The organism is Streptomyces sp. NPDC087787, from assembly GCF_044743035.1.
Classification (GTDB): Bacteria; Actinomycetota; Actinomycetes; order Streptomycetales; family Streptomycetaceae; genus Streptomyces.
In genome coordinates, this window is record NZ_JBIUVQ010000019.1 from 106,749 (window position 1) to 128,702 (window position 21,954).

The window sequence follows — 21,954 nt, forward strand, 5'->3', positions numbered from 1 at the left end:
GGACGGGCGCTCGGTCGCGTTCTGCTGGACGCGGCCCGCGGGCGGAGTACCGCCGGACGGCCGCGCTCGGTTTTCCGGTTCTCAGGCGGGGGCCGGCGCGTCACCGGCGCCGTCGGTGGATCCCACCGTCTTGGCGCGCTCGTCCGCCGCGGCCCGGATGGCCCGCCACGCGGACTCCGCGGCCTGCTGTTCCGCCTCCTTCTTGCTGCGGCCGGTGCCGGTGCCGTACGAGACGCCTCCGACGCGAGCGGCAGCAGTGAAGGTCTTCTCATGGTCGGGGCCGGTCTCCGTGACCAGGTACTCGGGCACGCCGAGCCCCTCGGTCGCGGTGAGCTCCTGGAGGCTGGTCTTCCAGTCCAGGCCGGCTCCGAGGTTGGAGGACTTCTCGATCAGCGGGTCGAACAGGCGGTGCACCAGTTCGGAGGCCGCGTCGAGGCCCTGGTCGAGGTAGACCGCGCCGATCACCGCTTCCAGGGTGTCGGCGAGGATGGACGCCTTGTCCCGGCCGCCCGTGCCCTCTTCACCGCGGCCGAGCCGGATGAAGGCGCCCAGGTCGAGGCCGCGCCCGACCTCCGCCAGCGCACGCGAGTTGACCACCGCGGCCCGCAGCTTGGCCAGTTGGCCTTCGGGCAGGTCGGGGTGGGTGCGGTACAGCGTGTCCGTGACGACCAGGCCGAGGACGGAGTCACCGAGGAACTCCAGCCGCTCGTTCGTCGGCAGACCGCCGTTCTCGTACGCGTAGGAACGGTGGGTCAGCGCGCGCACCAGAAGGGCGGACTCGAGCTTGTAGCCGAGCCGCCCTTCCAGAAGCGTGTGGGACGAGGCCGTGTTGTCCGACGGAGCGGCTCCGCGGCGGCGGTGGTTGCCCGCTTCGGCGCCTTCCGCCTTCTTGGCAGTGGACACAGTGCCTCTCACCAGCCGCTCAGACCTCGAGGACCTGGCGCTTGTTGTAGGTGCCGCACGACGGGCACGCGATGTGCTGCTGCTTGGGCTCGTGGCAGCGCTCGCACGCAACCAGGGTGGGGACCGCAGCCTTCCACTGCGACCGGCGGTGGCGCGTGTTGCTGCGCGACATCTTCCGCTTCGGAACAGCCACGGCTACTTCTCCTGCTTCTCGTCGGGGCGTGCCGATCGAGGCGCGCCGCCGCTCATCTCGTCCTTCTCGCCGTCCTTCATGGTGTCGGCGAGTCCCTGCAAAGCCGCCCAACGGATGTCGACGGCGTCATGGTGGTGGTCCGGGTCGTCCAGGAGCCGCGCACCGCACTCGGAGCACAGCCCAGGGCAGTCTTCCTGGCACACCGGCTGCATCGGCAGTGCGAGCACCACCGCATCGCGCAGCAGAGGTTCGAGGCCGAAGAGTCCGTCCTCGAGGAAGAGCCTGTCCTCGTCGTCCTCGGCGTCGGCGTCGGGCTCCGCGGACACGCGGCCCCGCTCGTCGGCGTCAGGGTACGAGAACAGCTCCTGGAAGTCCGCTTCGAGATCGAGCTCGAGCGGCTCCAGACACCTTACGCACTCCCCCTCGGCCTGTGCACGGGCGGTGCCTGTGACGAGCACCCCTTCCATGACCGACTCGAGCCGGAGTTCGAGCTCCACCGGGGCGCCTTCCGGCACTCCGACGACGCCCTGGAGACCGAGGTCCTTGGGGGCGGGGACCGTGCGGGTCAGGCGCTGCAGCGCGCCGGGCCGCCGCCCCAGCTCGTGCGTGTCGAACACGAGAGGGTCGCGGTGGTCGAGGCGGGCGTTCTGAGCCATTCCTGCTTTCGGTTTCCAAACTCGGGGGGACGCTTTCCCGGTGATGTTCCGGGCAGCGCGGATCGCGGACGTATGCGCGACCGAAGGGCCAGGATACTTGACCTTTGGCTCTCGGCCCAATCGGCGGCCTGCCTACAGCCCTCGGCCCTGTTCGTAGGCGCGCAGCTGCTCGGCGCTGATCATGCCGGTGTCGAAGAGGCTGGTCTCGTCGAGGGCGTGGGCCTGCGGCTGTGCGTAGCCGTGGTGGTCCTGAGGGTCCTGCTGGGCCTGGTTCGGGTCGTAGGCGCCCGGCTGGGCGTCGTAGGCCTGGAAGGAGGCGCCCTGCGCCTGGGCGTATCCGGTGGCGTCGGCGGTGGCGTACGGGTCGGGCTGCTGGTAGCCGTACTGGTCCTGCCGGCCGTAGCCCTGCTGGTAGCCGCCGTACGGATCGGCCTGCCCGGGCTGCTGGTAGCCGTAGGCCGGCTGCGGCTCGTACTGCGGCGGGGCGGGCTGCTCGGCGGGCGGGGCCGCCGGGGCCGGCACGGCGGCCGGGGCGTCGGCCAGGGCCGCGAGGTCGGCGAGGTAGTCGGCGTCGCTCGAGTGCTGGACGGTGGTGGTGTCGTCGGCGAGGGCGCCGAGGTCGTCGGTGGCGATGCGGCCGTGCAGCTTCTGGCGGCCGCGGCCGACGGCCTCCAGGGTCTTGGCGAGGACCGCCTCGAAGGCGCCGAGCTTGGCGTCGACGTACGCGTCGGCGTTGCGGCGCAGCGTCTCGGGGTCGTGGCTGCGCTCGGGGGCGTCCTCGTCCTCGTAGCCGTCCTCGTCGAGGCCGGGGCCGGTGCCGAGCAGCTTCTCGCGGCCGCGGCCGACCGAGCCGAGGGTCTTGGTGAGGACGACCTCGAAGTTGGCGAGCTTGGAGTCGACGTATTCGTCGGCCTCGGCGCGGACCTCCTCGGCCTCCTGCCGGGCCTCGCCGAGGATCCGGTCGGCCTCGGTCTGGGAGCGGCGGGCGACCTCGGTGCCGGAGATCAGCGAGCCGCGCTCGGCGTGCGCCGTCTCGATGATCCGCTCGGCCTCGCGCCGGGCCTCCTGCACCATCTGGTCGCGGTCGCCGATCAGCTCCTGGGCCTGGGCGAGGGAGCCGGGCAGGGCCTGGCGCACCTCGTCGAGCAGTGCGAGCAGGTCGGCGCGGTTGACCACGCACGACGCCGACATGGGCATGGACCGGGCGCTGGAGACCGTGGACACGATCTCGTCGAGCTTCTTCTGCACGTCCACCGTGTGCTCGCCACTCTCTACAGGTGTGTTGGACTACCGATGTGTCGGAGACGGACGGGACGACTGTACGTCCATGAGGTGATCGCCGGACACCGGGTGACGGGCCGTCACCCGCCTCAGTCCTTCTTCAGCCGCCCGGCGAGGGCTTCGAGGACCTGCGGCGGCACCAGGTGGGAGACGTCGCCGCCCCAGGCCGCGACCTCCTTGACCAGGGAGGACGACAGGAAGCTGTAGGTGGGGTTGGTGGGCACGAACAGCGTCTCGACCCCGGAGAGGCCGTTGTTCATCTGGGCCATCTGCAGTTCGTAGTCGAAGTCGCTGACGGCGCGCAGACCCTTGACGATGGCCGGGATGTCGCGCTGCTTGCAGAAGTCGACGAGGAGGCCGTGGAAGGCCTCGACGCGGACGTTGCCGTACTCGGCGGTGACCTGCCGGATGAGGTCGATCCGCTCGTCGATCTCGAACAGGCCCTTCTTCGACTGGTTGATCATCACCGCGACGTAGACCTCGTCGTAGAGACGGGAGGCGCGGGCGATGATGTCCAGGTGTCCGTTGGTGATGGGGTCGAACGACCCGGGGCAGACGGCGCGGCGCACTTGAAATCCCTCGCTCTCCGGTTCGGTCATCGTGCGTCTTCGCACGTAGAGGCGGCGCGACCGTACCAAAACGTCCCTTCGCCGTAACGACGGGCCCGGATCGCTTCGAATCCCGGCGGCCACGTGAACTCCCCGCCCCTGGTGCTGCGCTCCACGGTGACGAGGGCGTCGGCCGCGAGCCACCCCTGAGTGCGGAGTGTGAGCAGGATCTCGCGAAGATCGTCGTCGGAGACCGCGTACGGCGGGTCGAGGAAGACGAGGTCGTACGGCTTCGCCGGGGGCGACGTGTGGACGATCTGTTCCGCTTTGCCCGCACGTACGTCGGCGCCGGGGAGGCCGAGCGCCTTCACGTTCTCCCGGACGGTGCGGACCGCTCGCTGGTCGGCCTCCACGAGCAGGGTGTGCCCGGCGCCCCGCGACAGCGCCTCCAGGCCGACGGCGCCCGAGCCGGCGTACAGGTCCAGGACGCGCTCGCCGTCCAGCGGGCCGCCGAGCAGCGACTGCCAGGTGGAGAACAGGCCTTCGCGCGCCCGGTCCGAGGTGGGGCGGGTTCCGTTGCCCGGCGGTACGGCGAGACGGCGTCCGCCGGCCCGGCCGGCGATCACGCGGGTCATGTCTGGTCCTTGCTTGTCGGGGACGGCCTGGTCGTGGCGGCCGTGGGGGGCGGCTCGGGTGCGGGCCGGTCCCAGTCTGTCAGCCCTTCTCCAGGTATTGCTCCCGCTCCTCGTCCAGCAACGCGTCCAGCGCCGTGCGCAGCCCGGGCAGGCGCTCCAGCTCGGGGTCGGCGGCCACCACCGCGGCGGCCTCCTCGCGCGCCTCGGCGATGATCTCCTCGTCCTCGATGACGGCGAGCACCCGCAGGCTGGAGCGGGCACCGGACTGGGCCTGGCCTAGGACGTCGCCCTCGCGGCGCTGTTCGAGGTCGATGCGGGAGAGCTCGAAGCCGTCGAGGGTGGAGGCCACCGCGTTCAGCCGCTGCCGGGCGGCGCTCGCCTCCGGCATCTCGGTGACCAGCAGGCACAGGCCGGGCGCCGAGCCGCGGCCGACGCGGCCGCGCAGCTGGTGCAGCTGGGAGACGCCGAAGCGGTCGGCGTCCATGATCACCATCACCGTGGCGTTCGGTACGTTCACACCGACCTCGATGACCGTGGTGGCGACCAGGACGTCGGTCTCGCCGGCGGCGAAGCGGCGCATGACCGCGTCCTTGTCGTCGGGCTGCATACGGCCGTGCAGCACCTCGACCCCCAGGCCGTGCAGCGGGCCCCTGCCGAGCTGGTCGGCGATGTCCACCACGGCGAGCGGCGGGCGCTTCTCCGCCTCGTCCTCGGCGGACTTCTTCGCGGCGGCCTTCTTCGGATCGTCCTCCTCGTCCCCGATGCGCGGGCAGACCACGTACGCCTGGTGGCCCTTCGCCACCTCCTCGCGCACCCGCTCCCAGGCCCGGGCCAGGAAGTGCGGTTTGTCGGCGGCCGGGACGACGTGGCTGGCGATGGGCGAGCGCCCCGCCGGGAGCTGGTCGAGGACGGAGGTCTCCAGGTCGCCGAAGACCGTCATCGCGACCGTGCGCGGAATGGGAGTGGCGGTCATGACCAGCAGGTGCGGGGGCTGCTTGCCCTTTCCGCGCAGGGCGTCGCGCTGTTCGACGCCGAACCGGTGCTGCTCGTCCACCACGACTAGTCCCAGGTCGTCGAACAGGACCTTGTCCTCGATCAGCGCGTGCGTGCCGATGACGATGCCCGCCTCGCCGGTGGCCAGGTCGAGCAGGGCCTGCCGGCGGGCCGCGGCGCCCATGGACCCGGTGAGCAGCACCACCTTGGTGGCGTGCTCGGCGCCGCCCAGCAAGCCTCCCTCGGCCAGCTCTCCCATCATCTCGGTGACCGACCGGTGGTGCTGCTGGGCCAGCACCTCGGTGGGCGCGAGCATCGCGGCCTGCCCGCCCGCGTCGACGACGGCGAGCATGGCGCGCAGGGCGACGAGCGTCTTGCCGCTGCCGACCTCTCCCTGGAGCAGACGGTGCATCGGGTGCTCGGTGGCCAGGTCGGCGAAGATCTCGCGGGAGACCTTTCGCTGGCCGTCGGTGAGGGTGAAGGGGAGGCGGTCGTCGAAGGCCGCGAGGAGACCGTCCGGGCCGGGTACGCGGGCGACGGCGGGGAGCTGGGTGTCCGCGTGGCGTCGGCGGGCGAGGGCGACCTGGAGGACGAAGGCCTCGTCCCACTTCAGCCGGGCGTGGGCGTCGGCGATGTCCGCCTTGGTGTGCGGGCGGTGGACCTTGAGCAGGGCCTCGGGGAGGGTGACCAGGCCGCGGCCCGCGCGCAGCGACTCGGGCAGCGGGTCGAGCGCCTCCTGGGCGCTGGGCAGGACGGTCTGGACCGCCTTGCCGATCTTCCAGGACTCCAGCTTGGCGGTGGCCGGGTACAGCGGGATGAGCGCGCCGGCCCAGCTCTCGACCGCCTCCCCGTCCTCTCCGTTCAGCAACTCGTACGCCGGGTGGGCAAGTTGCAGTCGGCGGTTGAAGACCGAGACCTTGCCCGCGAACATCGCGCGCGTGCCCGGCAGGAGTTCCTTGTGGGGCTTGTGCACGCCGTTGCCGAAGAAGACCAGTTGGAGCCGGCCGCTGCCGTCCGTGATCGTCACCTCCAGGCGCTGGCCCTTGCCGCGGGGCGCGCGGGAGGAGGCGAAGGTGTGCAGGCGGGCGTCGGCGACCTGGGCGACCACCGTGACGTGCTCGTCCATGGGCAGGTCGGCGAGGTGGGTGAGCTGGCCTCGCTCCTCGTACCGGCGTGGGTAGTGGTGCAGGAGGTCGCCGACGGTGTGCAGGCCGAGGTGCTCGGCCATCACCTTCGCGGTGGCGGGGCCGAGCACTGACTTCAGTGGCTGTTTCAGTGGTTCTTGCAGTGCGGGCACGAGATCCATTGCACACCACGGCACCGACAATGCCGTAAACCTCCGGGGAAACCCCTGGTCAGCCGGTCCGTGCAGGGCCTAGGATGACGCGCTCCGGCCATCCCCGCGGCTGCCGCCTCACAGGTGCCGCCCTACCCCGCGCCGACCTGAGATCCCCCCACCGGCGCTGCGACGATGGACTTCCAGACCTCACAGTCAGCACAGGCATCCCACTCATCACAGTCCGGCGAGCCCCGCCCGGCCCATATGTTCCAGGTCGATCTGCGGGGGCTGGTGGACCTGCTCTCGCACCACCTGTACTCCAGCCCCAAGGTCTACCTGCGCGAACTGCTCCAGAACGCCGTGGACGCCATCACCGCCCGGCGCGCGGAGGAGCCCGGCGCCCCGGCGCGCGTACGGCTGTTCGCGGACGGCGACACCCTCCGGGTGGAGGACACCGGCGTCGGCCTCACCGAGTCCGACGTGCACGAACTGCTGGCCACCATCGGCCGCAGCTCCAAGCGGGCCGAGGGCCTGCGGGAGACGCGCTCGGACTTCCTCGGCCAGTTCGGCATCGGCCTGCTGGCCTGCTTCGTGGTGGCCGAACGGATCCGGGTGGTCAGCCGCAGCGCCCGGACGCCCGAGGCGCCTCCCGTGGAGTGGACGGCGCGCGACGACGGCTCGTACACCGTGCGGACCCTGCCGGACTCCGCCCGCCCGGAACCCGGCACCACCGTGCACCTCCAGGCCCGGGCCGGGGCGGGCGAGTGGCTCACCGAGCAGCGTGTGCTCGCGCTGGCACGGGACTTCGGGTCGCTGCTGCCCTACGACGTCCGGGTGGGCGAGGAGGCGGTCACCGACCTGCCGGCGCCCTGGGACCGGGCGTACCCCTCCCCCGCGGCCCGCCGGGTCGCCCTGGCCCGGCACTGCCACGAGGTGTTCGGGTTCACCCCGCTGGACGCCATCGGCCTGGACGTGCCGCTGGCCGGGATCCGCGGGGTGGCCTACGTGCTGCCGTCGGCGGTCAGCCCGGCGCAGCGGGCGGGTCACCGCGTGCACCTGAAGGGCATGCTGCTGACCGAGCGGGCCGAACAGCTCCTGCCCGACTGGGCGTTCTTCGTGCGCTGCGTGCTCGACACGGACAGTCTGCGGCCCACCGCCTCGCGGGAGTCGCTGTACGAGGACGAGACGCTGGCCGCCGTGCGCGAGGCGCTCGGGGAGCGGATACGGTCCTGGCTGACCTCTCTCGCGGCCGGCGATCCGGAGCGCTTGGAGGCGTTCCTGTCGGTGCACTTCCTGGGTGTCAAGTCGCTGGCCCGGCACGACGCGGAGATGCTGCGCACGATGCTGCCGTGGCTGCCCTTCGAGACGACCGACGGGCGGCTGTCCCTGGAGGAGTTCGCCCGACGGCACCCCGTCGTGCACTTCACGCGGACGGTCGAGGAGTACCGGCAGGTCGCGCCGATCGCCTCCGCGCAGGGCGTCGGCGTCGTCAACGGCGGCTACACCTACGACAGCGAGCTGGTCGAGGCGCTGCCGTCGGTGCGACCGGGGACGGTGGTCGCCGAGCTGGACGCGGACACCGTGACCGCGCACCTGGACTCCGTCGACCCGGCCGAGGAGCTGGCCCTGTCGGGGTTCCTGGCCGCCGCGCGGGCCCGGCTGGACCCGCTGGGCTGCGACGTCGTGCTGCGCGCCTTCCACCCGCTGTCCGTGCCGGCGCTGCACCTGGACGACCGGGCGGCCCGGCACGAGCAGGCCCGCGCCGAGGCCGAGGAGCAGGCCGACGACCTGTGGGCGGGCATCCTCGGCTCGCTGCGCGGCGGCGCCCCACGCGCGCGTCTGGTGCTCAACCACCTCAACCCGCTGATCCGCCGCATCGGTTCGCTCGGCGACCCGGAACTCATCGGCACCGCGACCGAGTCGCTGTATGGGCAGGCGCTGCTGATGGCGCAGCGTCCGCTGCGGCCGGCGGACTCGGCGCTGCTGAACCGGGCGTTCATCGGCCTGCTGGAGTGGGCCACGCACGGCGACACCGACGCGACGGGGGACGGCCACCGATGAGTGAGATCACCGACTTCGACTCGCTGCGCCGCGAGTTGGCCGCCAACGGCGAGCGGCCGGAGGGCCCGGCCCGCAACGCGCGCGCGGAGCTGCTGCTCGCCGAGGCCGAGCGGCTGAACATCCCGCTCGCCGTGATCGAGGCGCTCGGACACCAGCTGAAGGTCTACAACTACAGCTCCGAGAAGGACAAGATGTTCGTCCCGTTCGCGCGGCTGCTGCGCATGTGGGACGACCACCCCGAGGACTTCGACGAGTACGAGACCCACTCGCTGCACTGGGTCTTCAAGTGGATGTCGGCGGGCATGCTGGGGCAGCCGCACATCCCGCTGGCCGCGATCGAGAAGTGGCTCGGCGAGATGGAGCACCGATACCGGCTCGCCGGCCACTCCGAACGTGCCGTGCGCAGCGCCGAGTTCAGTGTCGCCCGGCACATCGGGGACCTCGCGCGGGCGGAGCGTGCGTACGCGGCGTGGCTGGCCGCCGACCGGGACAGCATGGCCGACTGCCACGCCTGCGAACTGCACGACCAGGGCCTGTGGCAGGCCGAGTGCGGCCGGGACGCGGAGGCGGTCGAGCTGTGGCGACCGGTGCTGGACGGCGAGTTCTCCTGCGCCCACGAGCCGCACGGCGTCCTCGCCTCCTCGCTGCTGCCCCTGCTGCGACTCGGCCGCCTCGACGAGGCGCGCGCTCACCATCTGCGGGGCCTGAGGCTGGTGCGACCGATGGAGAGCATGCGGGGCGCCTACGCCGACCATGTGGCGTTCTGCGCGCTGACCGGCAACGAGGCGCGGGCCCTGGAGCTGCTGGCCGAGCGGCCCGCGTACTTCACGGACGACGGGAACCCGCTCAGCAGGCTGGACTTCCTGGCGGTGACGGCCCTGCTCATGGAGCGGCTGGTCGAGCTGGGGTGGGACGGGCAGACGGTGCCCGGTCCCGCGGGGCGGGACTGGACGGCCGGCGAACTCGCCGCGCACGCGCGCGCGGAGGCGGCGGCCCTGGCGGTCCGCTTCGACGAGCGCAACGGCACGGCCCGGGTGGGCGAGCGGGCACGCGCGCACATGGCGCGGCGCCCGCTGGTGGAGCGGCTGCCGCTGGGCGTGCGCACGGCGCGGCGGCCCGCCGGCACGGCTTCGGCTCCCGCCGCGCGGGCGCTCCCCACGGAGACGGCTGAAGCGGCGACCGCGGCAGCGGCGGCCGGAGAAGCCGGCCTGCCCGCGCTGATCACCGAGGCGCGGCGGCTGTCGGACACCCTGCGGCCGCACGCCACGGAGGCGTGGGCGGCGGTCGCGCGGGCCGCGGAGGGCGTCGAGCTGGCGGCCCGTGACCAGGCGGACATCGCCGACCACGAGGCGATGAGCCGGGGCCCCGAGGGTGTCGCGCTGTTCGAGCGGGCCGCCGAGTGGTACGCGCGGGCGGGCGACCCGGGCGAGGCGCTGGCGGCACGCTCGCGTGCCGCGTACATGAGGGCACTGACCGGCGATGTGGACGGGGCGCTCGCCGCGGTCGCCGAGCCCTACGAGCGCGTCCTCGCGCTGTACGCGCAGGACGGCACCGGCGTTCGGCAGACCGCGTCCGTGGTGATGGGACGGGCACGGATCCTGATGCGGCCGGTGTACGAGGCCGGGGGGCCCGTGGACCCGGGGGCGCTGTCCGCCGCCGAGGAGGCCGTGCGGGAGGTCCTGGCCCTCGTGGAGGGGCACACCGGGGACGATGTGCGGCTGGCGGCCCGGGCGGCCGAGGCGCGGGCGATGCTCGCCGAGACCGCCGCGCGCGCCGGTGACCTGCGGGGCGCCGCGGAGCTGTTCGAGCGGGCCGCGGCCGAGTACGCCGGGGCGGGTGTGCCGTGGTTCGCGGTGGAGTACGAGGCACGGCTCGCGGCGCTCGCGCACCATCTGGGCGACCCGGAGGGCGCCGAGCGGGCGCTGCGGGCGGCCCTGGAGCACGGCGGGACGTATCTTGAGGCCGCGGGCCGGGCACAGCTGCACCTTCAGCTCGCCGAGGTGCTCGGCGGTCTTGACCGGACCGAGGAGGCGGCGGAACACGCCCTGGAGGCCGCGCACTGGGCCGACGAGGCGGGCGAGGGACCGGCGCTCGGGGCCTGGGCCCGGCAGCAGCTCGGCGGTCTGCTGCTGCGGCTGGGGCGGTGGGCGGAGGCCGCGGAGGTGCTGGAGTCCGCGCTGCCCGACCTGTCCGCGGACACGCACGGCGACGGGGCCGTCGTGCAGACGCAGTGGTGGCTCGGCGACTGTCTGAGCGAGCTCGGGGAACACCGGGCGGCGGCCGAACGCCGGCTGCAGGCCGCCGAGATCGCACGGCACTGGCCCGAGCAGCAGGACCACGCGACCCTCGCCCATCTGGCCGCCGAGTCGCTGAGCCGGGCGGGGCTGCACGAGGAGGCGGATCGTGCGTACACGCGCGCGGGCGACCTGTGGCGGTCCCTGGGCGACGTGCACGGCCTGGCCCGCGCCCTGCGCGCACGCGCGTGGCTGGCATCGGGCACCGGGGCCGGCCCGGACGCGGCGCGGGAGCTGATGGGGTCCGCGGTCACGGAGTGCGAGGCGGCGCTGGAGGCGGTGGACGACGCGGCGGCGCGGCAGCGGCTGGTCGCGGAACTCGGGCAGACCCACCGGCAGTTCGGCGACCTGCTCGCGGGCGGCGCGGCGGACGAGGCCGTGGCCGAGGAGGCCCTGGCCAGGCTGGAGCAGGCGATCGCCGCCTTCGCCCTGCTGGGTCCGGCCGGCCTGCACGACCGCACCGCGGCGGAACTGGCCGCGGGCCGTCTGGCAGCCGACCTGGGCCGCCCCGCCGAAGCCACGGCACACGCACGTGCCGTGCTGGCGGCCTACGAGGACGCCGACGACGGAGACACCGAGGCACCACCCCGGCGCGCACGAGCCGAAAGGCTCCTGCGCGCGCTGGAGCAGGGACCGGACGACTGACCGGCGGTGGCCGGACGGGGAGGCGTGGCTCACTCCACGCCGATGAGCAGCAGCGCTCCCTGGCGGCCACCCTCGTAGATGACCGTGTCGACGGCGAGGTAGGACTCGCGGACCCGGGTCTGGAGGCGGGTGGCGATCGTGTCGGGGGCCTCGTCTCCGAGGACGAGGGTGACCAGTTCGCCGCCGGCCGCGAGCATGCGGTCCAGGACGGTCTCGGCGGTGGCCGAGACGTCCGAGCCGATCACGGCCACGTCCCCGTCGATGAGACCGAGGACGTCACCGGCCTGGCAGATGCCGGCCGTGGTCCACGACTGGCGTTCGGCGACGATGACCTCGGCGTGCCGGGTGGCGCCGGCCGCCGAGGTCATGGCGACGACATCCTCGTCGAAGCGGCGCTCCGGCTCGTGCACGGCGAGGGCGGCGATGCCCTGCACCGCCGACCGGGTCGGGATCAGGGCCACACGGACACCGTCACCGCGGGCCTGCTCGGCCGCCGCGGACGCGGTGTGGCGCAGCTCGGGGTCGTTGGGCAGCAGGACCACCTCGCGCGCGTGTGCCCGCCGTACGGCGTCGACGAGCTCCCCGCTGGCGAGCTGCTCCCCGGGCCTGGCGAGCACCGCGGTCGCCCCGGCCTCGGTGTAGAGCCCGGCCAGGCCCTCGCCGGGTACGACGGCCACCACGGCGCGCTGGGCCCGCTCCCGGTGCGGCGGCCGCCCGGGTCCGCCGGTGTGCGCGTCGTCGGCGGCGAAGTGCGTGATCCGGATGCGGTGCGGCCGCCCGGCCTCCACGCCCGCCTCCACGGCCGCGCCGGCGTCGTCGACGTGCACGTGAACGTTCCACAGGCCGTCGCCGCCGACCACGACGAGGGAGTCCCCCAGCCCGTCGAGCCGCTCGCGCAGGCGGGCGACGGCCGCGTCCTCGGCGTCCAGCAGGTAGATCACCTCGAAGGCGGGACCGCTCGCGGGCGGCGCGCAGGCGCCGGGCCCGTCGTCCCCGGCGGAGCACACACGCGCGTGCGGCACCGTCGGGCCGCCGTCACCCGGCACCGCGACCGCCGAAGGGGACGTGCCCTGCTCCGGCGCCCGTCCCGTGCACGTCTCCACCAGGGCCGCGAGGACCGCCACCAGTCCCCGCCCGCCCGCGTCGACCACCCCGGCACGCTCCAGGACCGCCAGCTGGCCGGGGGTCGCTGCGAGGGCCGCGCAGGCGCCCTCGTAGGCGGCCAGGGCGACGGCACCGCAGTCTCCGCGCGCCCCGGTGGCCGCGTCCGCGGCGGCCGAGGCCACCGACAGGACCGTGCCCTCCACCGGGTGCGCCACGGCCTGCCGGGCGGAGTCCGCGGCGCGCCGCAGGGCCAGGCAGAGACCGCGCCCGTCGGTCCGGGTTCGGTCACCGTCGGCGGCGAACACCTGGGCCATGCCGCGCAGCAGCTGGGCGAGGATGGTCCCGGAGTTGCCGCGGGCCCCGATCAGCGCGCCGTGCGCCATCGCCCGCGCGGCGTCGGCCAGGGAAGGGCCGGGGAGGGCCACGCCGGTCCCGTCGCCCACCTCGTGCGCGGCGAACACGGCCTCCACCGCCGCGACGGCGGACTCCACGGTCAGATACAGGTTGGTGCCGGTGTCCCCGTCGGCCACGGGGTAGACGTTGATCGCGTCGATCTCCTCGCGCGCGCGTCCCAGGGCCCGCAGCGCCAGTCCGCACCAGGTGCGCACCGCCGGCGCGTCGAACGTCTGCGCCACCTGCGCCACCTGCGCCTCCCTGAGCTGCTGGACTGGACGCAGCGTAGACCCAGGGGCGGTGCCCGACGGAAGAGGGCCCGCGGGGGCAGCGGAGCCGCCGTGGTAGTTTCGCCTTACGGACGCAGCCGTTGTATGCTGCTCCGGTTGCCCGATCCTGATCGGGCTTTCCCCCCTGGCAACGCCACTCAGATTTCAAGAAGGGCTCTCCGAGCCTGAGATCTTGATCCCGGCATGCCGGGATCAACCGTAAGTGCATCTGAAGTCTTTGGAGTGACCCGTGGCTGCCAACTGCGACGTCTGCGGCAAGGGGCCGGGCTTCGGCAACAACATCTCGCACTCGCACCGCCGTACGCCCCGTCGCTGGAACCCGAACATCCAGCGCGTGCGTACCGTGGTCGGCGGGACGCCGAAGCGCGTGAACGCCTGCACCTCGTGCATCAAGGCCGGCAAGGTCTCGCGCTGACGCACAGCAACAGCTAAGCGCGCGGCCACCGCTGGTTCGCTGCACTGAGCCGGTCCACCTCGGTGGACCGGCTTTTTGCCGTGCCCGCGCACGCCTGCCACGCGCACGCGTGCCCGCACACCGGGAGCCGTGCGGGCCGCCGGTGCGCGGGCCGCGCGACTACCCCGCCCAAGGCCTCCGCAGGGCCCAGCCGTGGTCCACGGGTCCGATCCCCCCGCCGAGCGCGAAGCCGGCCGCGATCGCGCCGGTGACGTACGCCTTGGCCTCCGTCACGGCCTCCGGCACCGACCGGCCCTTCGCCAGGTGCGAGGCGATCGCGGAGGCGAGGGTGCAGCCGGTGCCGTGCGTGTGCCGGTTGTCGTACCGGGGGGCGCGCAGCCAGTGCTCCTCGGCGCCGTCGGTGAGCAGGTCCACGGCCTGGTCACCGCCCTCCCGCCCGGCGAGGTGGCCGCCCTTGATCAGCACCCACTCCGGCCCGAACGCCAGCATCGCCGCCGCGGCCTCCCGCATCTGCTCCTCCGCCCGGACCCGGACGCCGGTGAGCTGGGCCACCTCGTCGAGGTTCGGCGTGGCGACGGTCGCCACCGGGAGCAGCCTTTCGCGTACGGTCCGAAGCGCGGACCCGGCGAGGAGCGGGTCGCCGTGCTTGGAGACGCCGACCGGGTCGACGACCGCGGGCGCGTCCGTCCCGGCGATCAGTTCGGCCACCGCCCCGGCCAGTTCCGCCGAGCCCAGCATCCCGGTCTTCACCGCCTGGACGCCGATGTCGTCCACGACGCTGCGGTACTGGGCCCGGACCGCCTCCACGGGCAGTTCCCAGGCCCCCTGCACACCGAGGGAGTTCTGCGCGGTCACCGCGGTGATCACGCTCATGCCGTGCACGCCGAGCGCGAGCATCGTCTTCAGGTCGGCCTGGATGCCGGCGCCGCCGCCGGAGTCGGAGCCCGCGACGGTCAGTACCCGGGGAGGGGCGGCGGTCACGACTCGATGTCCCCGAAGTGGTCCCAGCCGCCCTTGCTGGTCCACGGCGCGCCGTCGACCGTGACCTGGGGCAGCGCCGAGGGGCTGTGCACGTCGCCGATCACCTTCCAGCGGGCCGGCAGCTTCACGTCCGGCGGGAAGGCCGCCACGATCGCGTGGTCCTCTCCCCCGGTCAGCACCCACTGCAACGGGTCGACGCCGACGGCCTGCCCGATGTCGTTCATCTGCGAGGGGATGTCTATGGCTCCCGAGCGGATGTCGATGTGGACCTTGCTGGCCTCGGCGATGTGCCCGAGGTCGGCGATCAGTCCGTCGCTGACGTCGCACATCGCGGTGGCGCCGAGCCCGGCGGCCGAGGGCCCCGCGTGGTACGGCGGCTCGGGACGGCGGTGCGCCTCGACGAAGGCGCGGGGCGAGCGGAAGCCCCGGGAGAGCACCGCGTACCCGGCCGCGGACCAGCCCAGCCAGCCGGTCACCGCGATCAGGTCGCCGGGTTGTGCGCCGGCGCGTGTGACCGGCTCGTGGTTGCGCAGATCACCGAGCGCGGTGATCGACACCATGATCGTGTCGCCGCGCACCACGTCACCGCCGACGACGGCGGCCCCGGCGACCTGGCACTCGTCGCGCAGGCCGTCCATCAGCTCGGTGGGCCAGGCGACCGGCAGTTCGGTGGGGACGACCAGGCCGAGCAGCAGCGCGGTCGGCACGGCGCCCATGGCGGCGATGTCCGCGAGGTTCTGGGCGGCCGCCTTGCGGCCCACGTCGTACGCCGTGGACCAGTCCCGGCGGAAGTGCCGTCCCTCGAGGAGTATGTCGGTGCTCGCCACGACCCTGCGGTCGGGGGCGGCGACCACCGCGGCGTCGTCGCCGGGGCCGACCCGGACCGCCGGGGTGGTGGTGAGACGGGAGGTGAGCTCCCTGATGAGCCCGAACTCCCCGAGCTCACCAACAGTGCCCTTCATCGGCCTTTCGCCCCTTCTGTCCCTGTGTATTCCGGTTGCGTTCCCGGATCACGTTCCCGGTCGCGCGTCAACGCGGTCCTCGCTACGGTCGAGATGACCGTCAACTTCTGTCCTACCTGCACCCCGGCGCGTGCGTCACGGCTCTCCCGGGTCTCCCCACGGCGTGTGACGACGCGATACCGTGGCGTTCCTTTTCCCCCAGATGATCCTCGTGGCCGCCCTGGAGGTTCCGTGGTACAGGCGTACATCCTGATCCAGACGGAGGTCGGCAAGGCGTCGACCGTCGCAGAGACGATCGGCAAGATCCCTGGAGTGATCCAGGCCGAGGACGTGACGGGGCCCTACGACGTCATCGTGCGCGCCCAGTCCGACACGGTGGACGACCTGGGCCGCATGGTGGTCGCGAAGGTCCAGCAGGTGGACGGCATCACACGAACCCTGACCTGCCCGGTCGTGCATCTGTAGCCCCCGTCTACCCTTGGCCGGTGAGCTTCTTCCGTCACCGGCTTCTCGGCCTGCCCGTCCTCGCCGCGCTGGTCACCGTCGCGGGCTGTTCCCCGAGCGGCGACAGCGCCACCGTGGCGGTTCCCGCCCCCGGGCCGTCGGTGGCCGGACTGTGCCGCGATCTGGACCGGGAACTGCCCGGGAAAGTGGACGGACTGGGCCGCGAGGACCCCCGGCCCGCCTCCGTGCTGACCGCGGGCTGGGGAAGCCCGGCGATCATACTGCGCTGCGGTGTCCCGCGGCCCGCCGCGATGGACGATCCTGAGTCCGACGGGGCTGAGGTGAACGATGTGAACTGGCTGCTGCAGAAGCAGGGGGACGGTTCGTTCCGCTTCACCACCGCACTGCGCCTGGCCTATGTGGAGGTGACGATCCCCGCGGGGCGGACGGACCACGGGGTCGCGCCGCTGGTCGATCTGGCCCCGGCCGTGAGGAAGGCGATCCCCAAGGGGATCGCCGACTGAGCGCCTGGCACACGTCCAGGGGGCCCGGGACACCGGAAGGTGTCCCGGGCCCCCTGGACGTACGGGGTCAGCGCAGGCCCGTGGAGCGGCGCAGTGCCGCCTGGATCAGCTGGTCCACCAGTTCCGGGTAGCTGATCCCGCTCGCCTGCCACATCTGCGGGTACATCGAGATGGGCGTGAAGCCGGGCATGGTGTTGATCTCGTTGATCACGAACTCGCCGTCCTCGGTGAGGAAGAAGTCCGCGCGGACCAGGCCCTCGCAGGAGGCCGCCTCGAACGCGTCCACCGCGAGCCGCCGCACCTCGGCGGTCTCCTCGTCGGTCAGCGGGGCGGGCACGATGCCGGGCGTGGAGTCGATGTACTTGGCCTCGAAGTCGTAGTACGCGTGCGCCTCGGGCGGCGGGATCTCGGCCGGTACGGAGGCCCGCGGGCCGTCCTCGAACTCCAGCACCCCGCACTCGATCTCGCGGCCGCGCAGCGCGGCCTCCACGAGCACCTTCGGGTCGTGCCGCTGGGCCTCCTCGATCGCCTCGTCGAGGCCGGACAGGTCGTCGACCTTGGTGATGCCGATCGACGAACCGGCGCGCGCGGGCTTCACGAACAGCGGCCAGCCGTGCTCGCCGGCGAAGTCGACGATCCTCTTGCGGGCGGCGGACGGGTCCCGCGCCCACTCGCGCGGCCGGATCACCACGTACGGGCCGACCTTGAGCCCGAAGGAGGTGAACACCCGCTTCATGTACTCCTTGTCCTGGCCGACGGCCGAGGCGAGCACGCCCGAGCCCACGTACGGCACGCCGGACAGCTCCAGGAGGCCCTGGAGGGTGCCGTCCTCGCCGTAGGGACCGTGCAGCACCGGGAAGACCACGTCGACCTCGCCGAGCACCTTGGGCACCGAACCGGGCTCGCTGTAGACGACTTCGCGGTTGGACGGGTCGACGGGCAGCACCACGCCGCCCTCGGCGGAGTCGGCGAGCTCCTCGACGCTCGGGGTGCGGCCCTCGGTGATGGCCATGCGCTCCGGCTCGTCGGCGGTCAGGGCCCAGCGGCCGTCACGGGTGATGCCGATCGGCAGGACCTCGTACTTGGTCCGGTCGATGGCACTCAGCACCGCGCCCGCGGTGACCACGGAGATCCCGTGTTCGGAGCTGCGGCCGCCGCACACGACGGCCACGCGGGGCTTGCGGGACGGCTGCTCGGGGCTCTGGGGGAGGTTCTCGCTGCTCATATCGCGATGAGAGTACCCGCTGGTATCCGTGACGTCAGTGCCCGCCCCGGGGCCCGTCGCTCAGCGTCGCACGGACGGTCGCGCTACGTGATGCGGACGGCCGAACGGGGCGGGTTTCAGCGGCGTTCGGGCTTGGCGCTGCGCGACATCAGCTCCCTGAGGGCCACCACGGGCGGCTTGGCCTCGTGCACGATGCCGACGACGGTCTCCGTGATGGGCATGTCGACGCCGTGCCGCCGGGCCAGATCCAGCACCGACTCGCAGGACTTGACGCCCTCGGCGGTCTGCTTGGTGACCGCGATGGTCTCCTGGAGGGTCATGCCCCTGCCGAGGTTGGTGCCGAAGGTGTGGTTGCGCGACAGCGGCGAGGAGCAGGTGGCCACCAGGTCGCCCAGGCCGGCGAGTCCGGAGAACGTGAGCGGGTCGGCGCCCAGGGCCATGCCGAGCCGGGTGGTCTCGGCCAGGCCGCGGGTGATGAGCGAGCCCTTGGCGTTGTCGCCGAGACCCATGCCGTCCGCGATGCCGACGGCCAGACCGATCACGTTCTTGACGGCACCGCCGAGTTCGCAGCCGACCACGTCGGTGTTGGTGTAGGGCCGGAAGTACGGGGTGTGGCAGACGGCCTGCAGCCGGCGGGCCACGTCCTCGTCGGTGCACGCGACCACACCGGCGGCCGGCATGCGGGCGGCGATCTCCCGGGCCAGGTTGGGCCCGGTGACGACGGCGATGCGGTCGGCGCCCACCTTGGCGACGTCCTCGATCACCTCGCTCATCCGCATGGCCGAGCCGAGTTCGACGCCCTTCATCAGGGAGACGAGGACGGTGTCGGGGGCGAGCAGCGGCGCCCATTCGGCGAGGTTCGCCCGCATGGTCTGCGAGGGGATGGCGAGCACCGTGAAGTCGGCGTCGCGGGCGGCCTCGGCGGCGTCGGCCGTGGCCCGCAGGTTCTCCGGGAGCTCGACTCCGGGCAGGTAGTCGGGGTTGGTCCGGGTGGAGTTGACCGCGTCGGCGAGTTCGGCGCGGCGGGCCCACAGGGTCACCTCGCAACCGGCGTCGGCGAGGACCATGCCGAAGGCGGTGCCCCACGATCCGGTACCGAAGACGGCCGCCTTGACCGGCTTGCTCACGCGCCCTGCCCCTCTTCCTGTACGGACTCCCGCACGTCCGGCCCGCGCTGCGCGGCCGGCACGGTCCTGCCCTGTGTCTGCGCCTCGGTTCGGCGGCGCTGCTCGATCCGCTCCCGGCGGGGATCGTACGGCTCGGCGGGCGCCTTCTCCCCCCGGATCTGCTCCAGCTGGCGGGTGATGGCCGCCATGATGACCTCGGTGGCCTCCTTGAGGAGCTCCGGAGTCATCTCCTGGTCGTAGAAGCGGGAGAGGTCCACGGGCGGCCCGGCGAGCACGTGATGGGTCTTGCGGGGCAGCAGGTCGGGCTTCTTGGCGTAGGGCGGCAGCAGTTCGTTGGCGCCCCACTGGGCGACCGGAATCACCGGGCACTTGGTCTGGAGGGCGACCCGGGCGGCGCCGGTCTTGCCCGTCATCGGCCAGCCGTCGGGGTCGCGGGTGAGAGTGCCCTCGGGGTAGAAGGCGACGCACTCGCCGCGCTCCACGGCGTCGATGGCGGCGCGGAACGCGCTCAGCGCGTCCGTGCTCTCGCGGTAGACGGGGATCTGCCCGCTGCCGCGCATCGTGGCGCCCACCAGTCCCTTCCTGAAAAGCCCGCTCTTCGCCAGGAATCGCGGAACGCGCCCGGTGTTGTACTGATAGTGGGCGTACGCGAAGGGGTCGACGTGCGAATTGTGGTTCACCACGGTGATAAATCCGCCGTCGGCCGGAATGTGCTCCATTCCGCGCCAGTCCCGCTTCATCAGAACCACCAGTGGCGGTTTGCAGATCGCCGCTGCGAAGCGATACCAAAAGCCGATTCTGCGGCGGGGCACGCGGACACCTTCCTCTAGGGCCTGGGGGGCCGCACAAGTGTCGCCCCAGGCCGCCTGTCTGTCGAGAACACCGTACGCCCGCACGTCACGGGGAGCGTCTTTGGAAGGGGGCTTCGCGCCTCTTCCCTTCCCGGTCCGCCGGACGGTCCGGGGGACAATGAGGACCACACGAGAGGGGCGGAACGCCGGTGCAGTGGACCTTGGTCATTCCCCTGAAGCCCCTGAACCGGGCCAAGAGCAGGCTGTCGGACACCGCCGGCGACGGGGTGCGTCCCGGCCTGGCCCTCGCCTTCGCCATGGACACGGTGGCGGCCGCGCTGGCCTGCCCGGGCGTCGCGGATGTGGTGGTCGTCACGGACGACACCGAGGCGGCGCGGGAGCTGGCGGCGGTGGGCGCCCGGATCGTCGCGGACGATCCGCGGGCCGGCCTGAACGCCGCCCTCGCGCACGGAGCGGCGGTGGTGCGGGCCGCGCGCCCCCGGACTCCGGTGGCGGCCCTGAACGCCGATCTTCCCGCGCTGCGGCCCATGGAATTGGCCCGGGTCCTGGCGATGGCCGGGCAATTCCCGCGGGCATTTCTCGCGGATTCCGCGGCCGTCGGCACGACTTTGCTGGCGGCCTCCCCCGGACATCCGCTGCTCCCTTCCTTCGGTACCGATTCCCGGGCCCGTCACCGGGCGTCCGGCGCGGTGGAACTGTCCCTGGACGCGGTGGAATCCGTGCGCCAGGACGTGGACACCGGGGACGATCTGCGGGCGGCTCTGGCCCTCGGCGTGGGGCCGCGGACGGCAGCGGTGGCGGCGCGGCTGCCGGCCCGGGGGCAGTAGGCTGCCGTCATGCAGGCGACCGCATACACGTACGACCCCGAGAGCCGCAGCGGGCAGGTGCTGCTGGACGACGGCACCCCGGTGTCCTTCCAAGCGCCGGCGTTCGACGCGGGCGGTCTGCGGCTGCTGCGGCCGGGACAGCGGGTGCGGATCGAGACCGAGGGCGAGGGGAACGGCCTGCGGATCACCCTGGTGACGCTGCAGACGTTCTGAGCAGGCGGGAGGACCGTCCACGCGGCGCGAGGCACCCCGCGGCCGCGCCGGCGGAGTCCGAACACACCGCGGGCCGGGCTCCCTCGGGAGTCCGGCCCGGCGCGTGAGTGCCCCTGCGCCGCTACTTGCCGCGGGCGACGGTCTTCTTGGCGGTGGTCTTGCGGGCGGTCGACTTCTTGGCGGGGGCCTTCTTGGCCGCGGCCTTCTTCGCCGGCGCCTTCTTGGCGGTGGTCTTCTTGGCGGCGGCCTTCGTGGCCGTCGTCTTCTTGGCGGCCGCCGTGGTCTTCTTGGCCGGGGCGGCCTTCTTGGCGGTGGTCTTCTTCGCCGCCGGCGCGGCCTTCTTCGCGGCCGTCTTCTTCGCGGCCGCGGTGGTCTTCTTCGCCGCGGCCTTCTTGCCGACGGCCTTGGCAATGGTGGCGGGCGGCCCGGAGAGGCTGCCCTTGGGCGCCTTCTTGACCGCGATGTCGTGCTTCGGGAGCTTCTTCGAGCCGCTCACCAGGTCCTTGAAGCCCTGGCCGGCCCGGAAGCGGGGAACGGAGGTCTTCTTGACCCGCACCCGCTCACCCGTCTGCGGGTTGCGCGCGTAACGGGCGGGACGGTCGACCTTCTCGAAGGACCCGAAGCCGGTGACCGAGACCCGGTCTCCCGCGACGACCGCGCGGACGACGGCGTCCAGTACCGCGTCCACCGCATCGGCGGCCTGCTGGCGGCCGCCCATCTTGTCGGCAATCGCTTCTACGAGCTGCGCCTTGTTCACGTCTTCCCCTTCGGAGACCTTGCCGGAACGAAAGTGTTCAAGCGTTTTCGCACGTTAGGCAGATATATACCGCAAATCAAACACGAAACGGGCTAATCACCCTTGTGCCGCAACGGACTCGACGGCCTCGGGCTGTTCAGCCTTCCTCGCCGGGGATTCGCCCCTGGTCGAGGTCTGCCATGAACCGCTCCAGACGCCTTGTCGCACCGGCCAGATCGTGCTTGGCCGCGGCCGTAATGACCAGCAGCTTCCGGGTCAGCGCCATCCGTACGCTCTCCGGGACTTGCAGTGCGCGCACCCTCTGGTGCGCTTCCTTGAGCTGGGCCGCGACCGCCGTATAGAGCTCGAGTTGGCCGTCGTTGTCCATGCACAGATTGTGCCATCTGGGGCGA

22 protein-coding genes are annotated in these 21,954 nt (G+C 72.7%); 7 read left to right on the plus strand and 15 right to left on the minus strand.

The window, feature by feature from the left end; translation table 11 throughout:
• Nucleotides 1-81: 81 nt before the first annotated feature.
• The 7 genes from rnc to recG form a co-directional block, all read right to left on the minus strand.
• A complete protein-coding gene (rnc, locus tag ACIOWN_RS27525) occupies nt 82-915 on the minus strand; it encodes a ribonuclease III (protein WP_362353506.1) in 834 nt (277 codons plus the stop codon).
• Between the two features lie 7 nt (nt 916-922).
• Nucleotides 923-1,096 (minus strand): 50S ribosomal protein L32, encoded by a 174-nt coding sequence (rpmF, locus tag ACIOWN_RS27530; RefSeq protein WP_003951102.1) that lies wholly within the window; start codon nt 1,094-1,096, stop codon nt 923-925.
• Between the two features lie 2 nt (nt 1,097-1,098).
• A complete protein-coding gene (locus ACIOWN_RS27535) occupies nt 1,099-1,752 on the minus strand; it encodes a YceD family protein (RefSeq protein WP_362353508.1) in 654 nt (217 codons plus the stop codon).
• A 132-nt stretch (nt 1,753-1,884) separates the two neighbouring features.
• Complete coding sequence (locus ACIOWN_RS27540; protein ID WP_362353510.1) at nt 1,885-3,006, minus strand: ATP synthase F0 subunit B; 1,122 nt, start codon at nt 3,004-3,006, stop codon at nt 1,885-1,887.
• A 116-nt stretch (nt 3,007-3,122) separates the two neighbouring features.
• Nucleotides 3,123-3,602 (minus strand): pantetheine-phosphate adenylyltransferase, encoded by a 480-nt coding sequence (gene coaD, locus ACIOWN_RS27545; RefSeq protein ID WP_362353579.1) that lies wholly within the window; start codon nt 3,600-3,602, stop codon nt 3,123-3,125.
• Nucleotides 3,603-3,628: 26 nt separating this feature from the next.
• Nucleotides 3,629-4,216 (minus strand): 16S rRNA (guanine(966)-N(2))-methyltransferase RsmD, encoded by a 588-nt coding sequence (gene rsmD / locus ACIOWN_RS27550; RefSeq protein ID WP_362353512.1) that lies wholly within the window; start codon nt 4,214-4,216, stop codon nt 3,629-3,631.
• A 79-nt stretch (nt 4,217-4,295) separates the two neighbouring features.
• Nucleotides 4,296-6,515, minus strand: a complete 2,220-nt coding sequence (recG, locus tag ACIOWN_RS27555) for an ATP-dependent DNA helicase RecG (RefSeq protein WP_362353514.1) — start codon at nt 6,513-6,515, stop codon at nt 4,296-4,298.
• 165 nt (nt 6,516-6,680) lie between these two features.
• On the opposite strand from recG, the gene ACIOWN_RS27560 reads away from it, so the two are divergent.
• Nucleotides 6,681-8,549, plus strand: a complete 1,869-nt coding sequence (locus ACIOWN_RS27560; RefSeq protein WP_401983622.1) for an HSP90 family protein — start codon at nt 6,681-6,683, stop codon at nt 8,547-8,549.
• Nucleotides 8,546-11,488: a tetratricopeptide repeat protein gene (locus ACIOWN_RS27565; protein ID WP_401983624.1), complete on the plus strand. Its 2,943-nt coding sequence runs from the start codon at nt 8,546-8,548 to the stop codon at nt 11,486-11,488. The genes ACIOWN_RS27560 and ACIOWN_RS27565 overlap by 4 nt, the downstream gene beginning before the upstream one ends.
• Nucleotides 11,489-11,517: 29 nt before the next feature.
• Here the strand turns inward: ACIOWN_RS27565 and ACIOWN_RS27570 are convergent, their stop codons facing one another.
• Nucleotides 11,518-13,236 carry a DAK2 domain-containing protein gene (locus tag ACIOWN_RS27570; protein WP_362353519.1) on the minus strand — a complete coding sequence of 573 codons (1,719 nt, stop codon included), beginning with the start codon at nt 13,234-13,236 and terminating at the stop codon, nt 11,518-11,520.
• A gap of 268 nt (nt 13,237-13,504) precedes the next feature.
• Here ACIOWN_RS27570 and rpmB point away from each other — a divergent pair, with 268 nt between their 5' ends.
• A complete protein-coding gene (rpmB, locus tag ACIOWN_RS27575; protein ID WP_004924906.1) occupies nt 13,505-13,690 on the plus strand; it encodes a 50S ribosomal protein L28 in 186 nt (61 codons plus the stop codon).
• Nucleotides 13,691-13,849: 159 nt separating this feature from the next.
• On the opposite strand, the gene thiD is transcribed toward rpmB, so the two are convergent.
• Nucleotides 13,850-14,671: a bifunctional hydroxymethylpyrimidine kinase/phosphomethylpyrimidine kinase gene (gene thiD, locus ACIOWN_RS27580; protein WP_362353521.1), complete on the minus strand. Its 822-nt coding sequence runs from the start codon at nt 14,669-14,671 to the stop codon at nt 13,850-13,852.
• Nucleotides 14,668-15,633: a thiamine-phosphate kinase gene (locus ACIOWN_RS27585; RefSeq protein WP_401983626.1), complete on the minus strand. Its 966-nt coding sequence runs from the start codon at nt 15,631-15,633 to the stop codon at nt 14,668-14,670. The genes thiD and ACIOWN_RS27585 overlap by 4 nt, the downstream gene beginning before the upstream one ends.
• Nucleotides 15,634-15,864: 231 nt before the next feature.
• Here ACIOWN_RS27585 and ACIOWN_RS27590 point away from each other — a divergent pair, with 231 nt between their 5' ends.
• Together ACIOWN_RS27590 and ACIOWN_RS27595 are read left to right on the plus strand one after the other, a co-directional pair.
• The gene (locus tag ACIOWN_RS27590; RefSeq protein ID WP_100571763.1) at nt 15,865-16,098 is read left to right on the plus strand and encodes an Lrp/AsnC family transcriptional regulator; all 234 of its coding nucleotides are present in this window, start codon (nt 15,865-15,867) and stop codon (nt 16,096-16,098) included.
• A gap of 20 nt (nt 16,099-16,118) precedes the next feature.
• Nucleotides 16,119-16,601, plus strand: coding sequence for a DUF3515 domain-containing protein (locus ACIOWN_RS27595; protein ID WP_401983627.1), 483 nt, complete (start codon nt 16,119-16,121; stop codon nt 16,599-16,601).
• Between the two features lie 67 nt (nt 16,602-16,668).
• Here the strand turns inward: ACIOWN_RS27595 and ACIOWN_RS27600 are convergent, their stop codons facing one another.
• The 3 genes from ACIOWN_RS27600 to ACIOWN_RS27610 all read right to left on the minus strand — a co-directional run bounded on the left by ACIOWN_RS27600 (nt 16,669) and on the right by ACIOWN_RS27610 (nt 19,765).
• Nucleotides 16,669-17,826: a D-alanine--D-alanine ligase family protein gene (locus tag ACIOWN_RS27600; RefSeq protein ID WP_362353527.1), complete on the minus strand. Its 1,158-nt coding sequence runs from the start codon at nt 17,824-17,826 to the stop codon at nt 16,669-16,671.
• Nucleotides 17,827-17,942: 116 nt separating this feature from the next.
• The gene (locus ACIOWN_RS27605; RefSeq protein WP_362353529.1) at nt 17,943-18,953 is read right to left on the minus strand and encodes an NAD(P)H-dependent glycerol-3-phosphate dehydrogenase; all 1,011 of its coding nucleotides are present in this window, start codon (nt 18,951-18,953) and stop codon (nt 17,943-17,945) included.
• On the minus strand, nt 18,950-19,765 hold the full coding sequence (locus ACIOWN_RS27610; RefSeq protein ID WP_362353531.1) for a lysophospholipid acyltransferase family protein: 816 nt from the start codon (nt 19,763-19,765) through the stop codon (nt 18,950-18,952). Before ACIOWN_RS27610 ends, ACIOWN_RS27605 begins: the two co-directional genes overlap by 4 nt.
• Before the next feature lie 188 nt (nt 19,766-19,953).
• Here ACIOWN_RS27610 and cofC point away from each other — a divergent pair, with 188 nt between their 5' ends.
• Together cofC and ACIOWN_RS27620 are read left to right on the plus strand one after the other, a co-directional pair.
• The gene (gene cofC, locus ACIOWN_RS27615) at nt 19,954-20,592 is read left to right on the plus strand and encodes a 2-phospho-L-lactate guanylyltransferase (RefSeq protein ID WP_401983628.1); all 639 of its coding nucleotides are present in this window, start codon (nt 19,954-19,956) and stop codon (nt 20,590-20,592) included.
• 9 nt (nt 20,593-20,601) lie between these two features.
• On the plus strand, nt 20,602-20,805 hold the full coding sequence (locus ACIOWN_RS27620; protein WP_362353535.1) for a hypothetical protein: 204 nt from the start codon (nt 20,602-20,604) through the stop codon (nt 20,803-20,805).
• A gap of 121 nt (nt 20,806-20,926) precedes the next feature.
• Here ACIOWN_RS27620 and ACIOWN_RS27625 read toward each other — a convergent pair whose 3' ends face one another.
• Both ACIOWN_RS27625 and ACIOWN_RS27630 read right to left on the minus strand, forming a co-directional pair.
• Entirely contained in the window at nt 20,927-21,562 is a 636-nt protein-coding gene (locus ACIOWN_RS27625; RefSeq protein ID WP_362353537.1) for an HU family DNA-binding protein, read from the minus strand.
• A gap of 136 nt (nt 21,563-21,698) precedes the next feature.
• Complete coding sequence (locus ACIOWN_RS27630; protein WP_362353539.1) at nt 21,699-21,929, minus strand: hypothetical protein; 231 nt, start codon at nt 21,927-21,929, stop codon at nt 21,699-21,701.
• Nucleotides 21,930-21,954: the final 25 nt, after the last annotated feature.

Coding starts and splice junctions, on each gene's coding strand:
- ACIOWN_RS27600 (WP_362353527.1), bottom strand. CDS start 17,826: ATGAGCAGCGAGAACCTCCCCCAGAGCCCCGAGCAGCCGTCCCGCAAG.
- ACIOWN_RS27535 (WP_362353508.1), bottom strand. CDS start 1,752: ATGGCTCAGAACGCCCGCCTCGACCACCGCGACCCTCTCGTGTTCGAC.
- recG (WP_362353514.1), bottom strand. CDS start 6,515: ATGGATCTCGTGCCCGCACTGCAAGAACCACTGAAACAGCCACTGAAG.
- ACIOWN_RS27585 (WP_401983626.1), bottom strand. CDS start 15,633: ATGAAGGGCACTGTTGGTGAGCTCGGGGAGTTCGGGCTCATCAGGGAG.
- ACIOWN_RS27620 (WP_362353535.1), top strand. CDS start 20,602: ATGCAGGCGACCGCATACACGTACGACCCCGAGAGCCGCAGCGGGCAG.
- rsmD (WP_362353512.1), bottom strand. CDS start 4,216: ATGACCCGCGTGATCGCCGGCCGGGCCGGCGGACGCCGTCTCGCCGTA.
- ACIOWN_RS27630 (WP_362353539.1), bottom strand. CDS start 21,929: ATGGACAACGACGGCCAACTCGAGCTCTATACGGCGGTCGCGGCCCAG.
- ACIOWN_RS27565 (WP_401983624.1), top strand. CDS start 8,546: ATGAGTGAGATCACCGACTTCGACTCGCTGCGCCGCGAGTTGGCCGCC.
- ACIOWN_RS27560 (WP_401983622.1), top strand. CDS start 6,681: ATGGACTTCCAGACCTCACAGTCAGCACAGGCATCCCACTCATCACAG.